General features: G+C 71.4%; 19 protein-coding genes. 10 read left to right on the top strand and 9 right to left on the bottom strand.

The window, feature by feature from the left end:
- Positions 1-221 precede the first annotated feature (221 nt).
- Positions 222-2,201 (top strand): MMPL family transporter, encoded by a 1,980-nt coding sequence (locus ABEA43_RS26760; RefSeq protein ID WP_345565956.1) that lies wholly within the window; start codon positions 222-224, stop codon positions 2,199-2,201.
- On the opposite strand, the gene ABEA43_RS26755 is transcribed toward ABEA43_RS26760, so the two are convergent.
- Positions 2,170-3,414 carry a wax ester/triacylglycerol synthase domain-containing protein gene (locus ABEA43_RS26755; protein ID WP_345565955.1) on the bottom strand — a complete coding sequence of 415 codons (1,245 nt, stop codon included), beginning with the start codon at positions 3,412-3,414 and terminating at the stop codon, positions 2,170-2,172. The two genes, ABEA43_RS26760 and ABEA43_RS26755, sit on opposite strands and share 32 nt — an antisense overlap.
- A 188-nt stretch (positions 3,415-3,602) precedes the next feature.
- Between ABEA43_RS26755 and ABEA43_RS26750 the strand changes: the two genes are divergently transcribed.
- Positions 3,603-4,430 carry a phosphatase PAP2 family protein gene (locus tag ABEA43_RS26750; RefSeq protein ID WP_345565953.1) on the top strand — a complete coding sequence of 276 codons (828 nt, stop codon included), beginning with the start codon at positions 3,603-3,605 and terminating at the stop codon, positions 4,428-4,430.
- On the opposite strand, the gene ABEA43_RS26745 is transcribed toward ABEA43_RS26750, so the two are convergent.
- The 4 genes from ABEA43_RS26745 to ABEA43_RS26730 are packed head-to-tail and all read right to left on the bottom strand — an operon-like array spanning position 4,387 to position 7,952.
- Positions 4,387-5,349 (bottom strand): NAD-dependent epimerase/dehydratase family protein, encoded by a 963-nt coding sequence (locus ABEA43_RS26745; RefSeq protein WP_345565951.1) that lies wholly within the window; start codon positions 5,347-5,349, stop codon positions 4,387-4,389. The two genes, ABEA43_RS26750 and ABEA43_RS26745, sit on opposite strands and share 44 nt — an antisense overlap.
- A gap of 11 nt (positions 5,350-5,360) precedes the next feature.
- Positions 5,361-6,527 (bottom strand): hypothetical protein, encoded by a 1,167-nt coding sequence (locus tag ABEA43_RS26740; RefSeq protein ID WP_345565949.1) that lies wholly within the window; start codon positions 6,525-6,527, stop codon positions 5,361-5,363.
- Positions 6,493-7,713 (bottom strand): beta-ketoacyl-[acyl-carrier-protein] synthase family protein, encoded by a 1,221-nt coding sequence (locus ABEA43_RS26735; protein WP_345565947.1) that lies wholly within the window; start codon positions 7,711-7,713, stop codon positions 6,493-6,495. Before ABEA43_RS26735 ends, ABEA43_RS26740 begins: the two co-directional genes overlap by 35 nt.
- Positions 7,713-7,952, bottom strand: coding sequence for an acyl carrier protein (locus ABEA43_RS26730; protein ID WP_345565945.1), 240 nt, complete (start codon positions 7,950-7,952; stop codon positions 7,713-7,715). The genes ABEA43_RS26735 and ABEA43_RS26730 overlap by 1 nt, the downstream gene beginning before the upstream one ends.
- Positions 7,953-8,094: 142 nt before the next feature.
- Here ABEA43_RS26730 and ABEA43_RS26725 point away from each other — a divergent pair, with 142 nt between their 5' ends.
- The 5 genes from ABEA43_RS26725 to ABEA43_RS26705 all read left to right on the top strand — a co-directional run bounded on the left by ABEA43_RS26725 (position 8,095) and on the right by ABEA43_RS26705 (position 13,340).
- On the top strand, positions 8,095-9,381 hold the full coding sequence (locus tag ABEA43_RS26725; RefSeq protein ID WP_345565944.1) for an aminotransferase class I/II-fold pyridoxal phosphate-dependent enzyme: 1,287 nt from the start codon (positions 8,095-8,097) through the stop codon (positions 9,379-9,381).
- Positions 9,374-10,789, top strand: a complete 1,416-nt coding sequence (locus ABEA43_RS26720) for a cytochrome P450 (protein WP_345565943.1) — start codon at positions 9,374-9,376, stop codon at positions 10,787-10,789. The genes ABEA43_RS26725 and ABEA43_RS26720 overlap by 8 nt, the downstream gene beginning before the upstream one ends.
- Before the next feature lie 211 nt (positions 10,790-11,000).
- The gene (locus ABEA43_RS26715; protein WP_345565941.1) at positions 11,001-11,378 is read left to right on the top strand and encodes a hypothetical protein; all 378 of its coding nucleotides are present in this window, start codon (positions 11,001-11,003) and stop codon (positions 11,376-11,378) included.
- A gap of 165 nt (positions 11,379-11,543) precedes the next feature.
- Complete coding sequence (locus ABEA43_RS26710) at positions 11,544-12,434, top strand: NBR1-Ig-like domain-containing protein (RefSeq protein ID WP_345565939.1); 891 nt, start codon at positions 11,544-11,546, stop codon at positions 12,432-12,434.
- A gap of 267 nt (positions 12,435-12,701) precedes the next feature.
- Entirely contained in the window at positions 12,702-13,340 is a 639-nt protein-coding gene (locus ABEA43_RS26705) for a GmrSD restriction endonuclease domain-containing protein (protein ID WP_345565937.1), read from the top strand.
- 57 nt (positions 13,341-13,397) lie between these two features.
- Here the strand turns inward: ABEA43_RS26705 and ABEA43_RS26700 are convergent, their stop codons facing one another.
- Together ABEA43_RS26700 and ABEA43_RS26695 are read right to left on the bottom strand one after the other, a co-directional pair.
- Positions 13,398-14,660: a hypothetical protein gene (locus ABEA43_RS26700; protein WP_345565935.1), complete on the bottom strand. Its 1,263-nt coding sequence runs from the start codon at positions 14,658-14,660 to the stop codon at positions 13,398-13,400.
- A gap of 42 nt (positions 14,661-14,702) precedes the next feature.
- Positions 14,703-15,479, bottom strand: a complete 777-nt coding sequence (locus ABEA43_RS26695) for a hypothetical protein (protein ID WP_345565934.1) — start codon at positions 15,477-15,479, stop codon at positions 14,703-14,705.
- Positions 15,480-15,625: 146 nt separating this feature from the next.
- Here ABEA43_RS26695 and ABEA43_RS26690 point away from each other — a divergent pair, with 146 nt between their 5' ends.
- Both ABEA43_RS26690 and ABEA43_RS26685 read left to right on the top strand, forming a co-directional pair.
- Entirely contained in the window at positions 15,626-16,321 is a 696-nt protein-coding gene (locus ABEA43_RS26690; RefSeq protein WP_345565932.1) for a TetR/AcrR family transcriptional regulator C-terminal domain-containing protein, read from the top strand.
- A 59-nt stretch (positions 16,322-16,380) separates the two neighbouring features.
- Positions 16,381-16,950, top strand: coding sequence for an MFS transporter (locus ABEA43_RS26685; protein WP_345565931.1), 570 nt, complete (start codon positions 16,381-16,383; stop codon positions 16,948-16,950).
- A gap of 65 nt (positions 16,951-17,015) precedes the next feature.
- On the opposite strand, the gene ABEA43_RS26680 is transcribed toward ABEA43_RS26685, so the two are convergent.
- Both ABEA43_RS26680 and ABEA43_RS26675 read right to left on the bottom strand, forming a co-directional pair.
- Positions 17,016-17,564 (bottom strand): hypothetical protein, encoded by a 549-nt coding sequence (locus tag ABEA43_RS26680; protein ID WP_345565930.1) that lies wholly within the window; start codon positions 17,562-17,564, stop codon positions 17,016-17,018.
- 120 nt (positions 17,565-17,684) lie between these two features.
- Positions 17,685-18,497 carry a class I SAM-dependent methyltransferase gene (locus ABEA43_RS26675; protein WP_345565929.1) on the bottom strand — a complete coding sequence of 271 codons (813 nt, stop codon included), beginning with the start codon at positions 18,495-18,497 and terminating at the stop codon, positions 17,685-17,687.
- 243 nt (positions 18,498-18,740) lie between these two features.
- Between ABEA43_RS26675 and ABEA43_RS26670 the strand changes: the two genes are divergently transcribed.
- On the top strand, positions 18,741-19,253 hold the full coding sequence (locus ABEA43_RS26670; RefSeq protein ID WP_345565927.1) for a GtrA family protein: 513 nt from the start codon (positions 18,741-18,743) through the stop codon (positions 19,251-19,253).
- Positions 19,254-19,452: the final 199 nt, after the last annotated feature.

The following is a 19,452-nucleotide window of genomic DNA, read 5'->3' as shown; positions in this document are numbered from 1 at the left end:
ACCGCCAGCCTGCCAGAGCCGCCGTCACCGCGCACGGAGCCCGAATTATCGCCATTTAATAGCCATTTGTATTTCATCATTCCCTAAAAGCGCGCCGCGTTTCGCCATTTCCCTTCACCGAATCCCGCGAATGTATAGTCGCCGTATCCATTCAGCGGGGGGCGGGCCGGAAATTGTCGCTTTTGTTGCGTATGGCACGAGTGCGGAGAGTCGCGGCAGGCGTGGCATTCTGCTGGGTCGCTCTCACGGTCGCCGCCGTCCTCGCGACCGGTCAGCTCAACGACGTCAGGATCACCAGCGGCACCTCGATGCTGGCCCGCGACGCCGAGTCGGCACGGGTGCTTGACCTGCTCGCCAAGCAGGGCGGCAGAATGGTCCCGACCCTGGTGGTCTACGAACGCGCGGGGCCGCTCGGGCGCGCCGACCACGCGGCGGTCAGGCGGCACATCCGGCAGTTCGCCGGGGTGCCGGGCGTGATCGACGAGAAGATGACGCCCATCCCCAGCCCGGACGGGCACGCGCTCCAGGTGCCGGTGCTGCTGTCGGGCAAGCAGGGCGTGCTCGTCAGCCCGATGGTCGAGCGGCTGCGCCAGATCGTCACGACGGACCGGCCGCCCGGGCTGAGCGGCTACGTGACGGGCGCGGGCGGGATGGCGGCCGACTACGTCGAATCCTTCCGCCACATCGACGTCACGCTCCTCGCCCTGAGCCTGGCCGTCGTCCTGCTGGTCCTGCTCGCCGTCTATCGCAGCCCCATCCTCTGGGTGATCCCGATGCTCGCCGTGGTGGTGGCCTACCTCGGCTCGGCGGCGGCCGTCTACGCGCTCGCGCGGGCCGGTCTGGTGACCCTGCGCGGCGCCACTCCCGAGGTCTTCACCGTGCTGGTGTTCGGGGTGGCCACCGACTACGCGCTCCTGCTCATCGCCCGCTACCGCGAGCAGCTGCGGGTGACCGCCGACCAGACGGCGGCGCTGCGGGCCGCGCTGACCGGCGGGATCCGCACGGTCGTCGCCTCGGCGCTCACCGTCGCGGGCGGGGTCGGCTGCCTCCTGGTCGCCGACACCAACGCGCTGCGCTCCATCGGCGCGGTGGCCGCCATCGGGATCCTGATCACCATGGTGGTGATGGTGACGTTCCTGCCCGCGCTGATGCTCCTCGGGGGCCGGCGGGTCTTCTGGCCGGCCACGCCGCTGCCCGGGCAGTCGGCCCGCGACGGGCTGTGGACCAGCGTCGCCGGCTTCGTCGGCCGCCGCGCCCGGCTGTCGTGGGTGGGCTCGTCCCTGCTGCTGGCCCTGCTCTGCCTGGGGCTGGCCACGGTGGACGCCTCGGGCATCCCGCCGTCCGCGCTGTTCACCATGCGTACGGACTCCGTGGCGGGCCACGACGCGCTGGAGCGCCACTACCCGGCCAACGCCCCCGTGGTGGTCGTGTCCAAGGAGAGCGTGAGCGCCGCGGTCGCCAGCGCGGTGCGGGGCGTGGAGGGAGTCACCTCGGTCCACACCGGCCCGCCCGCGACGTGGCGCGTCCACGACGTCGTCCTGGCCGCCGAGCCGAACACCCATGAGGCGCAAGTGCTCGTGCAGGACCTGCGGCAGGCCGTGCGCTGGGCGGCGGGAGACGCCGCGCTGGTCGGCGGGTTCGCGACCGAGCTCCTCGACGTCAAGAACGCCGCCCTCGACGACGCGCTCCTCATCGTCCCGCTGATCCTGCTGGTCGTGGGGCTGATCCTGGTCGTCCTGCTGCGCTCGGTGGTGGCCCCGCTGCTGCTGATCGGCACGGTCGTGCTGTCCTTCGCCGCCACGCTCGGGCTCTGCTCGGCGCTGTTCACGAAGCTGCTCGGCTATCCCGCCATGGACGCGGGGTTCGCGCTGTACGCGTTCGTCTTCCTGGTCGCCTTCGGCATCGACTACAACATCTTCCTGATGGCCCGGGTGCGCGAGGAGGCCGCGCGGCTGGAGACGCGCGAGGCCACCCTGCACGCGCTGCGCGTGACCGGCGGGGTGATCACGGCCGCCGGGGTGGTGCTCGCGGCGGCGTTCTTCGTGCTCACCGTGCTGCCGCTGGTGCCCGTCATCCAGCTCGGGATGCTGGTGGCGGTCGGGGTCGTCATCGACACCGTCATCGTCAGGTCCCTGCTCGTGCCGGCCCTGGCCCACCACATCGGGCAGGTCATCTGGTGGCCGCGGCGTGGAGCTCTGTGAGCGCCGGCCGCAGCAGACCCATCAGCTCGTCCGGCCGCGACACCCGCGCGTCGAAGATCCCGGAGAACGACACGGCCTCGCCCGCGTGCAGGACCACGATCATGCCCGCCACGCCCGGGGCCAGCGGCGGGAGCACGAACATCTCCCGCGCGCCGTGTCCGAACCTGGCCAGGTGAATGGCGCTGACGTTGAGCTGCCGCGCCTCCCCGAGCGAGGCGAGCGGCGAGAGCATCCGCAGCAGCGGCACCGTCAGCCGGGCGGGGACGCGGTAGAGCGCCCTGGCCTTGCGGCGCGCGTCGCCGAGCCTGCGCAGGGTCGTCTGGGCGGCGACGCGCTGCAGCCGCGCGATCGCGCCGGGCTCGCCGCAGGGCAGCGTGACGGGGATCAGCCCGGCGTGGTTGCCCAGTCCGGTATGCCGCCCGAGGCCCAGCAACGCGACCGGCAACGCCACCACCACGTCCCGCCCACCTGCAACACCTCCGCCCGGCCCACCGCCTGCGACGCTCCTGGCGGCGGCCGGCCCGGGCTGGGGTTGCCCCGACCTCCCCGAGCCCCAAGAGCGCAATGCACCCGCGATGAGTGAGACGCCGATCTGGGCGACGCTGGCCCCGGTGGCGCGGGCGATGTCGTGGAACGGCTCGATGTCCAGGCCCACGACGTGCAGGTGGCGTCCCGGCCCGCCGGTGGCGGGGCTGAACCAGCGCGGCGGCGGCCCGGCCAGCCGCAACAGGTCCGCCAGCGCCCCACCCACCCCCGCACCGCCACCCGTACCCCTGTTCGTGGAGCCGGACCAGGCGGGGGTGGTTTCGGGAGAGGGCAGCTCATGGTCGCCCAGCAGGGCCCGGAATGCGCTGATCACGCCGATCCCGTCCTGGAAGGCATGGTGTGCCCGATAGCAGAGCAGGTGCTCGTCGTCGGCGTGCCCATGGAGCACCATCAGGCTCCACAACGGCCGCTCGCGGGGCAGCCCCCGGACCCGCATGGCCTCCACCGCCGCCTGCCGCACGTCGCTCCCCCGCGGCACCCGGTGGTATTCGACGTGGTACGCCGGATCGAACGCGGGATCCGGCTCCCACCGCGCCCGCCGCCCCTTCCCCACCAGGCGGCAGGCCAGCACGGGCGCCTGCGTCGCCACCTTCTTGGCGACGAGCTCGCGCAGCTCCGCAGGCGGCGGCGGGGATCCCGGCATGCGCAGGGCGAGCCCGACATGCATCCGGGAATCGTCCGCGACCCCGGCAGTCAGGCGCAACACATAATGATCCCCGAAGGTAAGCGGCACCCCGTCAGCGGTAATATCGCCATTCACGCTCGCAACACTACTTTGTTTTCGCAGGCGTAAATGCGAGGTTTTTCATGGGTATACGACCGGTCGAGACACTAATGCTGGGATATTTCGGGCTAATGGCGATAATCGTCTATATATCCCGAGAAAGCATCACCGACTGGGCCGCGCTCCTCGCCGGCTACGCACTCGCCGCGTCGTTCCTGCTCGCCGCGCAGTGGGCCGCGCAACGCTTCCCCGGCAACCGGCCGGTGTCGCTCGCCAGGTTCGCCGCCCCGCTCCTGGTGCTCCCCTTCGTGTACTCGGCAGCCGCCCGCACGGTCCTCATCCTGCACGGACACTACGTCGACGACACCGTGATCGCCTGGGAGACCTCGCTGTTCGGCGGCTCATCGAACGTCCTCGCCGGAGCCGTCGGCGGCCGGCTCCTGACGGAGCTGCTGACGTTCTGCTACTTCTCCTTCTACGGCTGCTTCCTGATCCCGTTCCTGCTCTACGCGCGGGGGCGCCGGGCACTCGGCGAGCGCTACCTGTTCGCCGCGATGCTGACGCTCCTGACGTGCTACCTGGGGTTCATCGCCGTCCCGCTGGCCGGACCCGTCGCGGCGGCGCCGGAGCTGTTCGCCGCGCACCGGCCGTACGGATACGTGATCACCCCCCTGCAGAGCCAGATCATGGCCACCTTCGACCCGCCCGGCACGTGCTTCCCCTCGCCGCACGTGGCGGGCGCCTGGATCACGCTGCTGTGCCTGCGCCGCCACCTCTCCCGCGTCTCCAGGATCGTCCTGTGGGTCCTGACCCTCGGGCTGACCGCCGCCGTCGTGTATGACTGGTACCACTACGTCTCCGACGTCGTCGCCGGGCTCGCGGTGGCGCTGGCCGTCCACGCCGTCGCGGAGCGGCTCAGCGTGCGCCGAGCGCGGCCGCGAATCCCTGTGCAGGCCTGACCGTCGCACCGAACCCGAGGTCGCGCACCGCGTCGTCGGGCACACAGGTCCAGTCGGCGCAGCGCATCTCGCGGGCCTTGTCGCGGTTGAGCGCGGGCACCCGCCCCCATGCGGCCCCGGCCAGCTCGGCCAGGGCGGCGGCGGCGTACACGGCGGGCATCGGGAGCGGCACCATCAGCGGGTCGCGGCGGCCCGCAGCCCTGGCGACCGCCCGGCAGATGTCGCGCCAGTGATAGACGGCCCCGTCGCTGATCGGGTAGAGGCCGGCGCGCGGGTCGCCGGGCTCGACGGTGCGGCCGTGGCCGGCCGCGGCGAGCAGGGCGGCGCACAGGTCGTCCACATAGACCAGGCAGTAGCGGCGGGGGCCGAGCCCGGCCTTGACCGCCAGGCCGAGCCGGATCATGGGCAGGAGCGCGGGCAGCAGCGCGGGCTCTCCCGGCCCGTAGACGATGCCGGGACGCAGGATCACCGTCGGCACCCGGCCGGCCAGGGCGCGGGCGGCCTGCTCCCCCGCCAGCTTGCTCGCGCCGTACACCGACACCGGCGCGGCCCCGTACGGCGATGCGGGGCCGCCCGCGGCCAGGGAGGAGCAGAGCACCAGGCGCGGCGGGCTGGGACACGCGGCCAGCGCCCGCACCAGGCGAGCGGTGCCGTCGCGGTTGACCGTCCAGTAGTCGGCGGCCAGGCGCGCCTTGACGACGGCGGCCAGGTGAATCACCCGGTCGGCGCCCCGCAGCGCCTCGGCCAGCCCCTGGCCGGTGCCGAGGTCACCGTGCACGACCCGCACACCGAGGCGGCGCAGCGCCCGCGCGCGGTCCGAGGGCCTGGCCAGCGCCGTGACGGCGGTGCCGCGCGCCAGGATCATCCGGGTCAGCCGCCCGCCGACGAACCCGGTGGCCCCGGTGACCAGGTAATGCACGCCCGCCTCCGTCACAGGGCCCGCTGGTAGATCCGGTACGTCTTGGTGTGCGTGCAGCCGCCGGCGACCAGGTAGCGGTTGACGGCCTCGTTGTCCTCAAGCGTCCAGCCGAGCTCCAGACCCCCGGTGTACCCGCGAGCCTTGATCGACTCGTACGCCCGGGTGAAGAGCAGCGTCTCGATGCCGCGCCCCTGCAGGCGCGGGACGACGCCGAAGAGCACGGCGCGCGTACGGTCGATCCGGCGGGCCGCCAGGACCAGCCGGATCAGCCCGATCGGCAGGCCGAAGCTGCTCAGGCGGCCACGCGCGGCGGGCAGCGCCTGGTTGGCGTCCGGCAGGACGAGGGCGACGGCCACCGGCTCGCCCGCGATCTCGGCCAGGTGGATGAGCGCGGGATCGATGATCCCGCGCAGGCGGCGCGCCAGCGCGGCGAACTCGGCTTCGGTCATCGGCGTGAAGCCCCAGTTGTGCTGCCACGCGCGGTCGTAGACGTGCTTGATGCGCAGCGCCTCGGCGTCGAAGTCCGTCATGTCGAGAGTCCGTACGGTGAGCCCGTGCCGCCGCCGCACCTGCCCCGCGATCCGCGCCAGCCGCTCGTCGAGCGGGCCCAGCTCATGGGACCACGTCCACAGATCCTTGGCCTTGCCGAGCCCGCAGGACTCCAGCAGGCCCGGATAGTAGGCGGGGTTGTAGGGCATCATCACCATCGGCGGGGAGCCGAAGCCGTCCACCTGCAGCCCGCACTCCCCGTGGGTGGTGAGATCGACCGGCCCGAGCATGGTCCCGAGCCCGCGAGCGCGCAGCCAGTCCGCGGCGGCCGACAGCAGGGCCTCGGCGACCGGCTCGTCGTCCACGCACGCGAACTGGCCGAAGAACCCGTCACGTGCCTGATGAGCGGCGTTGTGCCGGGGATTGTCCACGGCGACGACCCGCCCGGCCACCCGCCCCGCCCGCCGTACGGTGAACAGCTCGGCCGCGCCGTAGGCGAAGAACGGGTTGCGCCGCCGGTCGAGCAGGCGCCGGCAGTCGCCGCGCAGCGGCGGCACGAAGCAGGGGTCGGCGCCGTGCAGCCGGTAGGGCAGCTCGACGAAGTCCCTGAGCGCGCGGCGCGTGCGTACGGGCTCCGCCACCGCGCCCAGCGGCTCAGCCGTCTGCCGGGGTGAAGACGAGGCTGGCATTGTGGCCCCCGAACGCGAACGAGTTGGACAGCACGGCGCCCGGCGCGATGGGACGCGGGCGGCGTACCACGTCGATCTCGCACCGGGGGTCCTGGTTCTCCAGGTTGATGGTGGGATGCGCCAGGAGCTCGTGCAGCGTCAGCGCGCCGGCCACGGCCTCGATCGCTCCCGCCGCGCCGATCGCGTGGCCGACGATGCTCTTGGTCGAGGTGACGGGGACCTGGCCGAAGAGCCGGGCGATCAGCCGGGCCTCGGTGACGTCGTTGAGCTGCGTGCCGCTGCCGTGCGCGTTCACGTGCGTGACCTCCTCCGGGGACAGGCCCGCGTCGGCCAGCGCCTGGCGGACGCAGCGCTCCGCGCCCTCGCCGTCGGGGTCGGGCGACGTCAGGTGGTGGGCGTCGGAGGTGCGGCCGTAGCCGGACAGCTCGGCGTACACCCGGGCGCCGCGGCGTACGGCGTCGTCGAGGCGTTCGAGCACCATGAACGCGGCGCCCTCGGCCAGGACGAACCCGTCGCGGGCGGCGTCGAAGGGGCGGGCGGCGCCTTCCGGGTCCGACACGCGCTGCGACAGCGCGCCGCACCGGTGGAAGGCGAGCAGGATCGTCGCCGACACGCACGCCTCCGCGCCTCCGGCGACCACGAGGTCGGCCGAGCCGTCGCGCAGCAGGCGCAGCCCTTCGCCGATCGCGTGGCCGCCGGAGGCGCAGGCCGTGGACACCGTGAGGCTGGGGCCGAGGATCCGGTGCTCCATGCTGATGAAGGCGGCGGCGGCGTTGTGCATGACCTTGGGCACGTACAACGCGGACGGCCGCCCGTACGTCTCGTACCCGAGCAGGGCGGTCTCGGTGGTCTCGTTGCCGGCCAGCCCCGTGCCGGTCACGACCGCACGGCGCTCGGGCACGACGCCCGCCGGTCCCGCGTCGGCGATCGCGTCGGCGGCGGCGCACACGGCGAGCAGCGTCGTACGGTCCATCCGGCGCGCCTGCCTGCCCGTCACGTAGTCGGCCGGGTCGAAGTCGAGCACCTGGCAGGCGAAGTCGACCGGCAGGCCGGTGGTGTCGAACGAGCTGATCGTGCGCGCGGTGGACCGCCCGTCGATCAGCGTGCTCCAGAACGTCTTGAGATCGTTGCCCGCCGGGGTGCGCACGCCGAGTCCGGTGACCGCGACGCGGGTCCGCTGGTGCATCAGGAAGCGGCCCGGACCAGGGTGACCACGTCCGCGAGCGTGCGGGCCTGCTTGGCGGTGTCGAGGTCCACGATGAGCGCGAAGCGGTCTTCTGTCGCGGCGGCCAGCTCGGCCATGTCGAGACTGTCGGCCTCCAGCTCCTCGCGCAGGTCGACGTCCTGCGTGATGTCCGAGGGGTCGACAGAAAGGATCTTCGCGCAGATAACGCGCAGCTCTTGGAACACTTCGTCATCACTCATGCAAATGTCCTTTGTTTTACAGATTGGGGCGGTGAAGGCGCGTGAAGGCGCGGCTCAGCCGCCACTCGTTCAGCATCCTTGATCCACGCATGCGGCGATTACTCTACTATTACGCTTGCTTACTGTCAGCAACAGTCGCGTGGTGGAAGGTGATCATTGGCATGCTCGCGAGCGGGATGGTGAGTCCAACACGGTGACGGACGCCTTCGACAAATGCCGGCTCCCCCAGGAGATCGAGGCACTTATCGCCTCCGGCCTCTACCCCTACTACCTGCCGGTCGAGGAGCGGCTGCAATACGGCGAGGTCGTCATGAACGGCCGCCGCGTGCTCATGGCCGGCTCCAACGACTACCTGGCGCTGTCGAACGACCCGCGGGTGAAGGCCGCGGGCGCCGACGCGCTCCGGCGGCTCGGCGCGGGCAACTCCGGCTCCCGGGTGCTCAACGGCACGCTGACGCTGCACCACACCCTGGAGGGTGAGCTCGCCGAGTTCCTCGGCCACGAGGCGGCGATGGTGGTCTCCACCGGCTATCAGGCCAATCTCGCGCTCGCCCCGCTGTTCGGGCCGCGCGACCTGCTGCTCGCCGACCGGCACATCCACGCCTCGCTCATCGAGGCCGCCCGGCTGGGCCAGGCGAAGCTGCGGCGCTACCGCCACAACGACACCGCCCACCTCGGCCGCCTCCTGGAGTCCGCCGACCAGGGCGGCGGGCGTCTCATCCTCACCGAAGGCATGTTCTCGGTCACCGGTGACCTGTGCGACCTGCCCGGCATCGCGGATCTCGCCGACCGGCACGGTGCCCGCGTCATCATCGACAGCGCCCACGACGTCGGCCTGCTGGGCCCGCGCGGCAGCGGCGCCGCCGAGCACCACGGGCGGCAGTCGGCGGTCGACGTGCAGACGGTCACCTTCTCCAAGTGCTTCGGCACCCTCGGCGGCGCGGTCGCCGGGCCCCGCCAGGTCATCGACTACCTGCGGCACAGCTCGCGAGCAGCGCTGTTCTCGGCCTCGCTGCCCGCCGCCTGCGCCGCCGCCGCGCTGACCTCCCTGCGCATCATCCGCACCGAGCCCGAACGCCGCCGCCGCGTCCTCGCCTCCGCCGGCCGCCTGCGCGACGGCCTGGCCGCGCTCGGCTTCGACGTGCCCGCCCACGGCACGCCGACCGTTCCCCTCCAGGTCGGAGACGGCCTGCTGTGCTGCCGTTTCTGGACCGAGCTGTTCCAGGAGGGGATTCTGGCCAACGCCATGCTGCCACCGAGCGTCCCCGAGGGAAAGGCACTGATCCGGCTCAGCGTCACCGCCGCGCACACCGACGCCCACGTCGACCGCCTGCTGGAGGCCGTCGGCACCGTCGCCGGGCGCCTGGGGCTGCCCGTACGCACACCGCGCGGGCCGGTCGCCCGCCGCACGAGGAGGTCCGATGCCTGACGCGTCCGCGCCACCGTTCTGGGAGTCCTGGGCGGGCACCGCGGTCATGCCGGCCGCGCTGATGCTGGGCGAGCGGGTCGTGGACGACATGTTCGGCCGTACGGGCAGCATGTTCGGCCTGTGGATCCCCGGCGTCGGCAGGAGCGTGATGGTCCGCGACCCCGCCCTGATCAGGCAGGTCCTGCTCGCCTCCGGCGACGTCATCGACGACGTCGAGGTCAACCGCGTGCAGGAGCCCATCATCGGCCGGCAGGGGCTCGCGGTCCTCGACCCGGACGGCAATCGCCGGCTGCGCCAGATCATGCTGCCCGCGCTGCGGCCCCAGTCGCTGCCCCTGATGCGGGAGATGACGGAGTCGCTCGCGGAGCGGGTCGTGGCCGGGTGCCCCGCCGGCGAGCCGTTCGCCCTCGGGCCGCGGCTGCGCACGGCGATGATGGAGGCGATCCTGGCGCTTACGATCGGCGTCGACCAGCCCCGGCAGTTCGACGAGTGGATGGGGGCGCTGTGGCAGGTGTTCCGGCGGGCGGTCTCCTCCGAGATCACCGTGCGCTACATGCTGCGGCATGCCGGGGGGATCGCGCTGTGGCCGTCGTTCCACCGCAGGAAGAGCGAGTGCGACGGGCTGATCTACGCGGAGGTCGAACGCAGGCGGCGGCGCGGCGAGGACCGGGACGACCTGCTCGGCGTGCTGATGCGGGCCCGTGACGAGCGCGGGGCCCGGCTCACCGATCAGGTGCTGCGCGATCAGGTGATGAGCATCATCGCGGGTGCGCGTACCACGACGGCGACGGGGCTCGCGTGGACGTTCGAGCGCCTGGTCCGCCACCCGGACGCCCTGCGGCGGCTCACCGCGGAGAGCGACGCGGCCGCCCGGGACGGCGAGGCTGATCCGGACGGCGAGGCTGTTCCGGACTGCGAGGCGACGGACGGTGGGGATGCTTATGTGAGCGCCGTCTGTTACGAGGCGTTGCGGGTACGTCCGCCGGTGGCGTTCTTCGGCAGGCAGGTGATGCGGCCGTTCGAGCTGGGCGGTCGGGTGCTGCGGCCGGGCACGGCGGTTCTGGTCCACATCCGGGCCCTGCACCACGATCCCGCCCTTTATCCGGATCCGGCCGAGTTCCGCCCGGAACGCTGGCTCGCCAGGCGGCCGGGCGGCTACGGGTGGATGCCGTTCGGCGGCGGCCGGCGCACCTGCATCGGCGACCGGCTGGCGCTCATGCTGATGAAGACGTTCCTGCAAGTCTTCACCCGGGCGGCGACGCTGGAGCCGGCGGAGCAGCGCGACGAGCAGATCCGCTGGCGGGCGGTCTCGAACGTGCCGGGCGACGACTGCCGCGTCGTGCTGCGCCCTAGAACGCCGCGGCGCGGATTTCCACCCCCGGCGCATTGCCACTTCCTTAATCACTGATAGGCCACCCGTCAAGCGCCGGACCGCGCAAATCCAGAACGTGGATGCGTTTCTTCAAACCGGCCATTCACCTGCGGATTCGATTGTCCAGCGGCCGTTGGACAATGCGCGGACATTCGTCGTCCTTAAATCCCTTGGCAGGTCCGGCGGCGGCGGGCGAAAGTGTGAGCAGGAAAGAACGGCAAGCCCAATCGAATAGGGGGAAAGTCTCATGAGGATCCGCACGAAGGCGACGTTCACGGTGGCCTCCCTGGCGGCTTCGATGTTCGCCTACTCCGCCGCGGCGCCCGCGTCGATCGCCGCACCCGCGCCGGCCGCGAACGTGGCCGTCGCCGCCGGGGCACAGCAGGCGCTCGACGTCGTACGCGGAAAGACCCGTTGCTTCCGCTACTCCTACGGCGACGACGGCACCTCCAGCGTCACCGTCTACTTCCACAACCGCTGCAAGCACTCCCGGGGCATCAAGATCCGGGTCGCGCAGGCGAGTGACGCGTGCATCTGGGTGCGCGGCGGCGACTTCGACAAGAAGAAGTTCAAGGGCCCGCACCCGACGGTGCAGTCCATCAAGGAAGTCTCCCACTGCGGCTGACGCGCCGCCGTACGCCCTTCGGGGGCTCGGCCGAGTGGATACACGGGGGTGTCCGCTCGGCCGGAGTCCTATCTCTCCGTGACGAGTCGTTCACAGTGGATGACTTTGGTAACCTCATTTGGTCTTGACGTGGTGCATGCCGGTGTCGACCGAAGCAGAGGTGGGATGGCGGAGTCGTCCGGTCTGGAGGACGAAGGGGCAGGCTCGCGGCGTGGGCGCAAGCCCATCCGGCCTGATCCGGAGTCCGGCCCCGTCGCGCTCCTCGCGCACCGCCTGTGGCAGCTCAAGGAGCAGGCGGGCGATCCGTCGTTCGCGGACATGGCCGCCCGGCTCGGGGCCGCCGCCTCGAAGTCGTCGCTGGCCGCCGCCGCCCGTGGGAGCGCGCTGCCGACGTGGGAGACGACGTGGGAGTTCGTCCGCGTGCTGGCGGTCGATCGGCTGGGGCAGGATCAGGACGAGGCCAGACGGGAGTGGCGGGCGTACTGGGAGCAGGCCGGGATCACCGGCGACTCCGCGAATGAGGCCCGCATGCCGGATCAGTTGCCCCCGGAGCCACCCGAACCCAGCGTCCCGCACCGCCGCCCTCGGAAGCTGACGGTGCTCGCGACGGCGTCCGGCGTGGTGGGCGTCGGCGCCGTGCTCCTCGCCTGGTTCCTCACCTTCGGCGCGGACGAGCCCGCTCCCCCGCAGACCGCCCCCACCCCGGCCACCCCCGCGCCGCGCGACGACTCCGCTTTCGAGCGGGACGTCACCTATCCGGACGGCAGCGTGGTGAAGAAGGGGTCCGACTTCGACAAGACGTGGCGGATCCGCAACACAGGCACCGTGCCGTGGCAGGACCGCTATCTCACGCGAATGAACGACACCCCCTGCCGGGCGCCCAAGCGCGTCGGCATCGGTCCCGTCCTGCCCGGCGAGCCGGTCGACATCACCGTACGCGTGCGCGCGTCCGATGCGCCCGGCAGGTGCAAGATCTTCTGGAAGATGACCGACGCGGACGGGACGCCGCTGCTCGCGGGCAAGAGGCCGATCTTCCTCGACGTCACCGTGGCCTGACCGCCTCGACCCCTCCGACGTAGCGCGCCGCCGCCACCTGCGGCCCTCCGGTGACCTGCCGGTGAAGAGCGTTCCAACATTGACGAGCCCGTCGGCGACGTCCTGACGACCAATGTCATGAGTCCATCAACAGCCCCGGTCCGGCTCGGCAAACCTGGCCATATATGGACCAACTGGACGCTGTCACCGTCAAGGTGCCCGCCTTCCTCGCCCCCCTGACCGGCGTCTGCGCCCGTCCGAGGACGGCGGCAGAAGGGGCATCCCCTCATGCGTCGCAACCGCGCGTTATCCGCCGTCCTCGGCATCGCCTGCGCCACCGCGGTGACCCTGGCCATCACCACCCAGCCGGCCGCCGCCATCCCCCCGAACATCCCCTCCGCCGCCACCGCCGCCTCCCGCCTCGGCTCCATCGCCGTGGCCGCCGAGTCCCACAGCAGCACGTACGACCGTGACCTGTTCCCGCACTGGAGCACCGTCAGCGGCTCCTGCAACACCCGCGAGGAAGTGCTCAAGCGCGACGGCACCAACGTCGTGACCAACTCCTCCTGCGCCGCCACCTCCGGTAGCTGGTACAGCCCGTACGACGGCGCCACCTGGACCGCCGCCAGCGACGTCGACATCGACCACATGGTGGCCCTGGCGGAGGCCTGGGCCTCCGGCGCGTGGGCGTGGACCACCGCGCGGCGCCAGCAGTTCGCCAACGACCTGGGCGGCCCGCAGCTGTGGGCCGTCACCGACAACGTCAACCAGTCCAAGTCCGACCGGGACCCGGCCGAATGGCAGCCGCCGCGCGCCGCCGAGCGCTGCCGCTACGCGCGGGCCTGGATCCAGGTCAAGTGGTACTGGGGCCTGAGCCTCGACAACACGGAGAAGTCGGCGCTGGGCACCATGCTCTCCGCCTGCTGACCGCATTCTGATCCGTCTGTATGAGGCGCCTCCGCTCCGGGCCGGACAGCGGAGGCGTCAGCGGTGCCGCAGAAAACCGCCGGCCTGCATCGCGAAGATGAGCGCGCTGCCGAGGGTCAGCGCCGTCCACAGCCCGGCCAGCCCGAACGCCGCCGTCACCGGGATCATCGCCAGGGCGAGCAGCCCGTGCCCGGCCACGGCCGAGCCCAGGCTCCAGGCCGAACGCTTGAGCGCCACCATCCCCGCCGACGTCACGATCCCGCCGCCGTTGACCACCGAGTACGCGACCAGCAGCGGCAGCAGGGCGAAGGCCGCGCCGGCCACGTCCGCGTCCGAGGTGAACAGCCCCAGCACCGCCCGCCCGGCGACGAGCAGGACCAGCGCCCCGGCGAGCACCCCGGCCGTCCCGATCGCCAGCGCCGCCCGGTTGATCCTGCGGGCCTCCGCGGCGGAGGCGGCCCTGGCGATCTCCGGCGTGGCGGCCTGCCCGACGGCGAACGCGGTCAGCGTCAGGAACCCGCCGAGGGATCCGAGAATGGCGTGCGCGGCGGCCCCCTGCGTCCCCGTCCGCGCGGCGGCGTAGGTCACGCCGCCCATGACCGTGAACTTGATCAGGATCGTGGCGGACATCGGCAGGCCGACCTTGGCCATGCGCAGGATCTCCCGCGGTCGCGGCCGCCCGAGCCATGACGGCTGCCCGGCCAGCTCGGGCAGGCGGAGCAGCAGGGTGTTCGACACGGTGACGGCCACGGCGCTGGACGCCAGCATGGCGAGGCCCGTGCCCGGGAGCCCGATCCTGGGCACGAGGACGAGGGAGAGGATCACCCCGGCGGCGGTGCTCGACAGGCTCGACCAGAGCACCTGATGGCTGCGGCCCAGCGCGATCAGCATCCCGTTGGCGCCCCCGCCCGCCGAGAACAGCAGCACCTGCAGCGCGAGCAGCAGCGGCAGGGCGCCGAGCTCGGCCGTCACCTCATCGGGCGTCCCGGCCGCTCGCGCGATCAGCGGCACGGCGAGCACGGCGCCCGCACCGGCCGTTCCGATCGCGATGCTCAGCCAGCGCGCGTCCCGCAGGATCGGCAGGGCTTCGGCGGGGGTCTCGCGCAAGGGGGCGATGAACGGCGCCATGCCCCGCAGCGCGCCGGACACCGCGGCGGTGACCGGCGTGAGCACCGCACCGGCCACCGCGAACGCCGCCAGCTGGGCCGTCGCCTGATGTCCGAGCAGAGAGGTGCCGATGAGCTGCGCGACGGTGCCGGCGCTCATGGACAGGAGGAGGGGGACGGCCGCGCTCAGGATCGCGCGATGGGGAGAGGACATGAAAAGCAAAATCCCCGGCGGTACGTCCGCCCGGGGTCGTGATCATTCTACCCGTCCGGCCCGCCCGGCGAGTCGCTCGCGCAGCAGGGACAGCCGGGCGATCTCCGCGTCGAGATCGGCGAGCCTGCGCTCCGCCACGCCGCTCTCCGTGCTGCAGCCGGGGCCGCCGCGCGGCGGCAGGGTGTCGTCGTCCAGCAGGCGCAGGCGTTCGGCGCAACCGCGCAAGTCCTCGATGGTGAGTCCCAGCGAGAGCAGCTCGCGGATCAGCCGGTCGGCCTTCTCCCGCGAGCCGGTGCTGCCGATCACCCGGCCGGCGCCGAGCAGCCGGGCGATCGGCCCGGCGAGCGATCCGACGCCGCCCGCCGCGCCCGAGACGAACACCGTGTCCCCAGGCCTGACCTCGGCATCTCTGGTCAGCGCCGTGTAGGCGAGCGCGCCCTGCCCCAGGTGCGCGACGGGGTCCGGCAGCGCCTCGCCCAGCGGACTGACCTGGCCGGCCGGGACGACCGCGTACTCGCGCCAGCCCAGCCGGTGCGCGACCAGGTCACCCGCCCGCAGCCCGTTTCCGCCCGGAGCAGACACGACCTCCCCGATCGCTGGGCCGTACAGGGTGTCGCCCGGGTGCAGCGGTGGCACGGGCGTGGCCCGCGCGCTCGCGCCGAGCAGGGTGCGGAGCGCGGCGAACACGTGGAAGAACCGGTTGCGGACCAGCACCCGGCCCTCGTCCGGCACGGGCAGCGGGACCTCGGCGAGCTCGAAATGCTCCGGCCCGGGCGATCCGGCGGCGGGCACGGCGGCGAGCCGGATTTCTCTTGACATGCGCGGCAGGGACGGCACGTTGCGCTCCTCAGACGTACGACCGGACAAGGCGTCGAGACCCTAACCCCTGACCCGCGCGTCAAGGGCAAGCCACGGGATGGCCGCGCGCTGATTCGCACCCCCGCGATCGCCGATAAGTTGTGGCCATGCCCCGCGACACGCTGACCCGCGAACAGATCGTCAGGGCCGCCGTGGAAGTGCTGGACGCCGAGGGGGTCGAGGGCCTCAACATGCGGCGGCTGGGCAGCCGGCTCGGCGCGGCGGCCACGGCGATGTACTGGCACGTCAAGAGCAAGGACGACCTGGTCGTGCTCGCCGCCGACCACGTATGGGACGAAATCGAGCTGCCGGATCCGGCCGAGGTCGGCTGGCGGTCGGCCGCGGCGACGCTGGCCGCGGGCGCGCACGCCATGGTCGGCAGGCACTTCTGGATGGTGTCGGCCATGAGCACGCATCTCGTCTACGGTCCCGGCAAGGCCCGGTACGACGACCAGTGCCTCGCGGTCTACGAATCCGCCGGGTTCAGCCCCGCCGACGCCGATCAGGCCGCCGCGACGGTCCTCATGTTCGTGCTCGGCGCCGCGCACGGTGAGGCGGCCGAGCAGGCCTGGCGGGCGCGCCTGCGCCGGGCCGGCGCGGACGAGGAGCAGCAGTTGCGCGACACCGTCGCGCGCGTCGCGGAGATCGCGCAAGCCTTTCCGCGCCTTCGCGCCCGCACGATCCCGGAGCAGGCTCCCGCGTTGCCCGACGCGGGCACGTTCGAGTTCGGGCTGAACGCCATCCTCGACGGCTTGGCGGCGCGCCTCGCCGCCGTCCGCTCCACGTGCAGGCGGCCGGGGTGATCGCGAGGTAACGGGCGGTTTGCAAGTGATCGTCAAGTGAAGTCAGTACAGTCCTGGCCGTGACCGGACGATGGCAGATGCTCGCGGCCCTGACCCTGTGTGTGGCGATCTTCTCGGCGAACTGGACCGTGCTGACCGCCGCGCAAGAGGTGATCATCACTGACCTCGCCCTGACTCCGATGTCCGCCGTGTGGCTGATCTACGCCTTTCCCATAGCTCTCCTGGGCGTCCTGATCCCGGTGAAGGGGCGCTTGAGCGTGCTCCTGTGCGGGCTCGCCGTCTTCGGCCTGGCGTCGGCGGCGTGCGCGTTCGCGGTGCACGGGGGCATGCTGATCGCCTGCCGGTTCGGGCAGGGGCTCGCGGCGGCGATCGTGCTGCGGGCGGGCTTCGAGCTCATCAGGACCCATTTCCGCGGCACGCGGTGGTGGCCGGCTCTGGTGATCCCGGTCGTGGCGGTCGTCCTGGGGCAGATCGCGGGGCCCGTGATCGGCGGCATCCTCGCCGAGTACGCCGGCTTCCGCTGGATCTTCCTGCTCGACGTGCCGCTGGTCATCGGGGCCATGGTGATCGTGGCGCTCTGCACGCCACGCTTCGCCCCGGCCGCCGCGGCCGACCGGTATGAGCGGTAGACGTGATGGGCTGATCCGCCGAATTTCCGCCTCCACGCCGCCGTAGCCGGGCACTGGCCCGTGCGTCAGCCGAAGTAGGCGGCCGCCGCAGGGGTGGCCAGCAGGAGGATGACGGCGAGCGAGCCCAGCGTCGTGAGCGCGAACCGGATCACGACGAGCGGCCTCAGCACAGCGGGGAACGCGTCCTGAGCGGCGCCGATCACCGCTCTCGCGTCGAGTCCGCGCACGGCGGGGTCGCCGGACTTCCTGAAGGCGGCTTCGACGACCCGGGCCGCGAACAGCTGGCTGCCGGTGACCAGGCCTCCGGCGGTCATGAGGAGCGCCGCGGCGATCCACGACAGGATGCGGCCGGGCCCGTTCCCGGCGAGCCCGAGCGAGGCCAGCGTCGCCAGCGCGATGCCGATGGCGACCGGGAAGAGCAGCTCCGCCACGCTCTCCTCGATCTTGATCCGGTGCTCGGCCAGGACCCCCGGCGGGACGCCTTGCCTGGATACGGCTGCTTCGGCGGCTCGCTGAGCAGGTCCGCCGTGAGTGAAGACCAGGACGGGGATGACCAGGAAGGTCGCCGCGAGCAGGTATTGCAGGGTCGACGCGATGACGACGGGAACCGGCATGACGGGCCTCCTGGCGAATCGACTTGCACAATGTTCAAGTCGAAAAGGTAGGCCCTACTTGAACATTGTGCAAGTACGTTCCTGAGAGGTCCGCCGGACTGCGGGCGGGGCTGGTGCGGGTCAGAACCGGTAGCGGAGTATGCGCGCTCCCTGTCGTGACAGGGCCGTGCTGCGGGCGGTGAGCCGGGTGAGCGCGCGCAGCGGCTGCGGGAACCGCGCTACTTCGGGTGCGCGGGTCAGCATGTCCTCCTCGACCAGTTCGAGGCCCGCGCCCCAGCTCTCGGGCTCGTGCGGGTCGTCGAAGCCCTGGGCGGCCTTGATGCCGAGCGTCTTGATGGTCGGGTGGTACTTCATGGCCCAGGCGGCGAATCGGGTATAGCCGTTGAGCGCGAGTTCACCCGATGGGAAGTGGCTGGTCAGCTCGCGGGTCATTCGCTGGAACGAGTCGCCGGGCATGAACGGGAGCAGCCCTTCGGCGATGATCACTGCCGGCCGGTCGCCGGGGATGGCTTCGAGCCAGCCGGGCTTCGTGAGGTCGCCTCCGATCAGACGGGAACGGCTGGGGAGGCACTCGGAGCGGAGATCCACGACTTCGGGGAAGTCGATGTCGTACCAGTCGACGTTCGGCGGAGGGTCACAGCGGAACATCCGGGTGTCCAGGCCGCATCCCAGATCGAGCACCACGCATTCAGGGTGCGCGGCGACGTAGGCGCGGACGACGTCGTCGAGTTTCTTGGCGCGCAGTGCGGTCGTGACGACGAGACTGGGCTTGACCTTCAGCTTGGCGAAGTCGTAGTCGATGGTGCCGGCCAGCTCGGCGGAGAGCGTGTCGCCGAGGATCGGGCTGGGCCGCCTGGCGTCCAGGGCCTTGGCGTGGAGGGTGAGCAGCAGCGTTTCTTGAATCAGCCCCAGCTTGGGTGTCCGGCGATGCATGAGCCTCCTCCTGGTTGCTAGTCATTTCAATCATGACTGAAATAGCTAGCATCGTCAATACGGAGCGGTTGAGGCCGCCGTCGACGAGCTGGGCGATCTCAGTGGTGGTCTGTGCGTATGCGTCAGGTCCGTCATTCGGCCCGCTAAGCCGGACAAGCCGGTGTCCGTGGATCTTGTCACCAGGCCGTTCGACTGATGGGAAGATCGGGGGTGCTCCGAATAGCAAAGGCCGTACTCGCGAGATTGCCGGAACCGCTGCACGCACTCGCACTGAAGCACCGTGAACTGCTGAAGTTCGCGGTGGTGGGTGGAACAGCGTTCTTAGTGGACAACACGGTGTTCTATGGACTGAAGCTCACCGTTTTGGAACCGAAGCCGGTGACCGCAAAGATCATCGCGGTGCTCGTGGCGACGATCGTGTCCTACGTGCTGAACCGCGAATGGTCGTTCCGGACCAGGGGCGGCCGCGAGCGCCGCCACGAGGCGGCGCTGTTCTTCCTGGTCAGTGGCGTCGGTCTATTGCTCAGCTCCGCGCCGCTCTGGATCTCCCGGTACGTATTCCGCCTGGAGACCCCGGAGGTGAGCCTGGTGACCCAGGAGATCGCCGACTTCGTGAGCGCGCAGATCATCGGCACGCTGATCGCCATGGTCTTCCGCTTCTGGGCGCTCCGGAAGTGGGTCTTCCCCGACGAGAAGACCCCGTCCGGCAGCCTGCGGCTGGTCCCCGCTCGCGATTCAGCGGACGAGGCGGCTTGAGCTCATGATCAGCCGCACTTGCTCACGGAATCGCGGAACCTCCAGGCCCCTGGTCATCGGTAGGCGCTTGCTTGGAGGGTGTAGAGGTCGGCGTAGAGGCCGTCGAGGGTCATGAGGGTGGCGTGGTCGCCTTGTTCGGTGATCTTGCCGTGGTCGAGGACGTAGATGCGGTCGGCGTAGCGGACGCTGGCCAGGCGGT

Source organism: Nonomuraea rosea, from assembly GCF_039539705.1.
Taxonomy (GTDB): domain Bacteria; phylum Actinomycetota; class Actinomycetes; order Streptosporangiales; family Streptosporangiaceae; genus Nonomuraea; species Nonomuraea rosea.
Note: the sequence above shows the minus strand (reverse complement) of the source record. Positions and strands in the feature narration are given on the sequence as shown.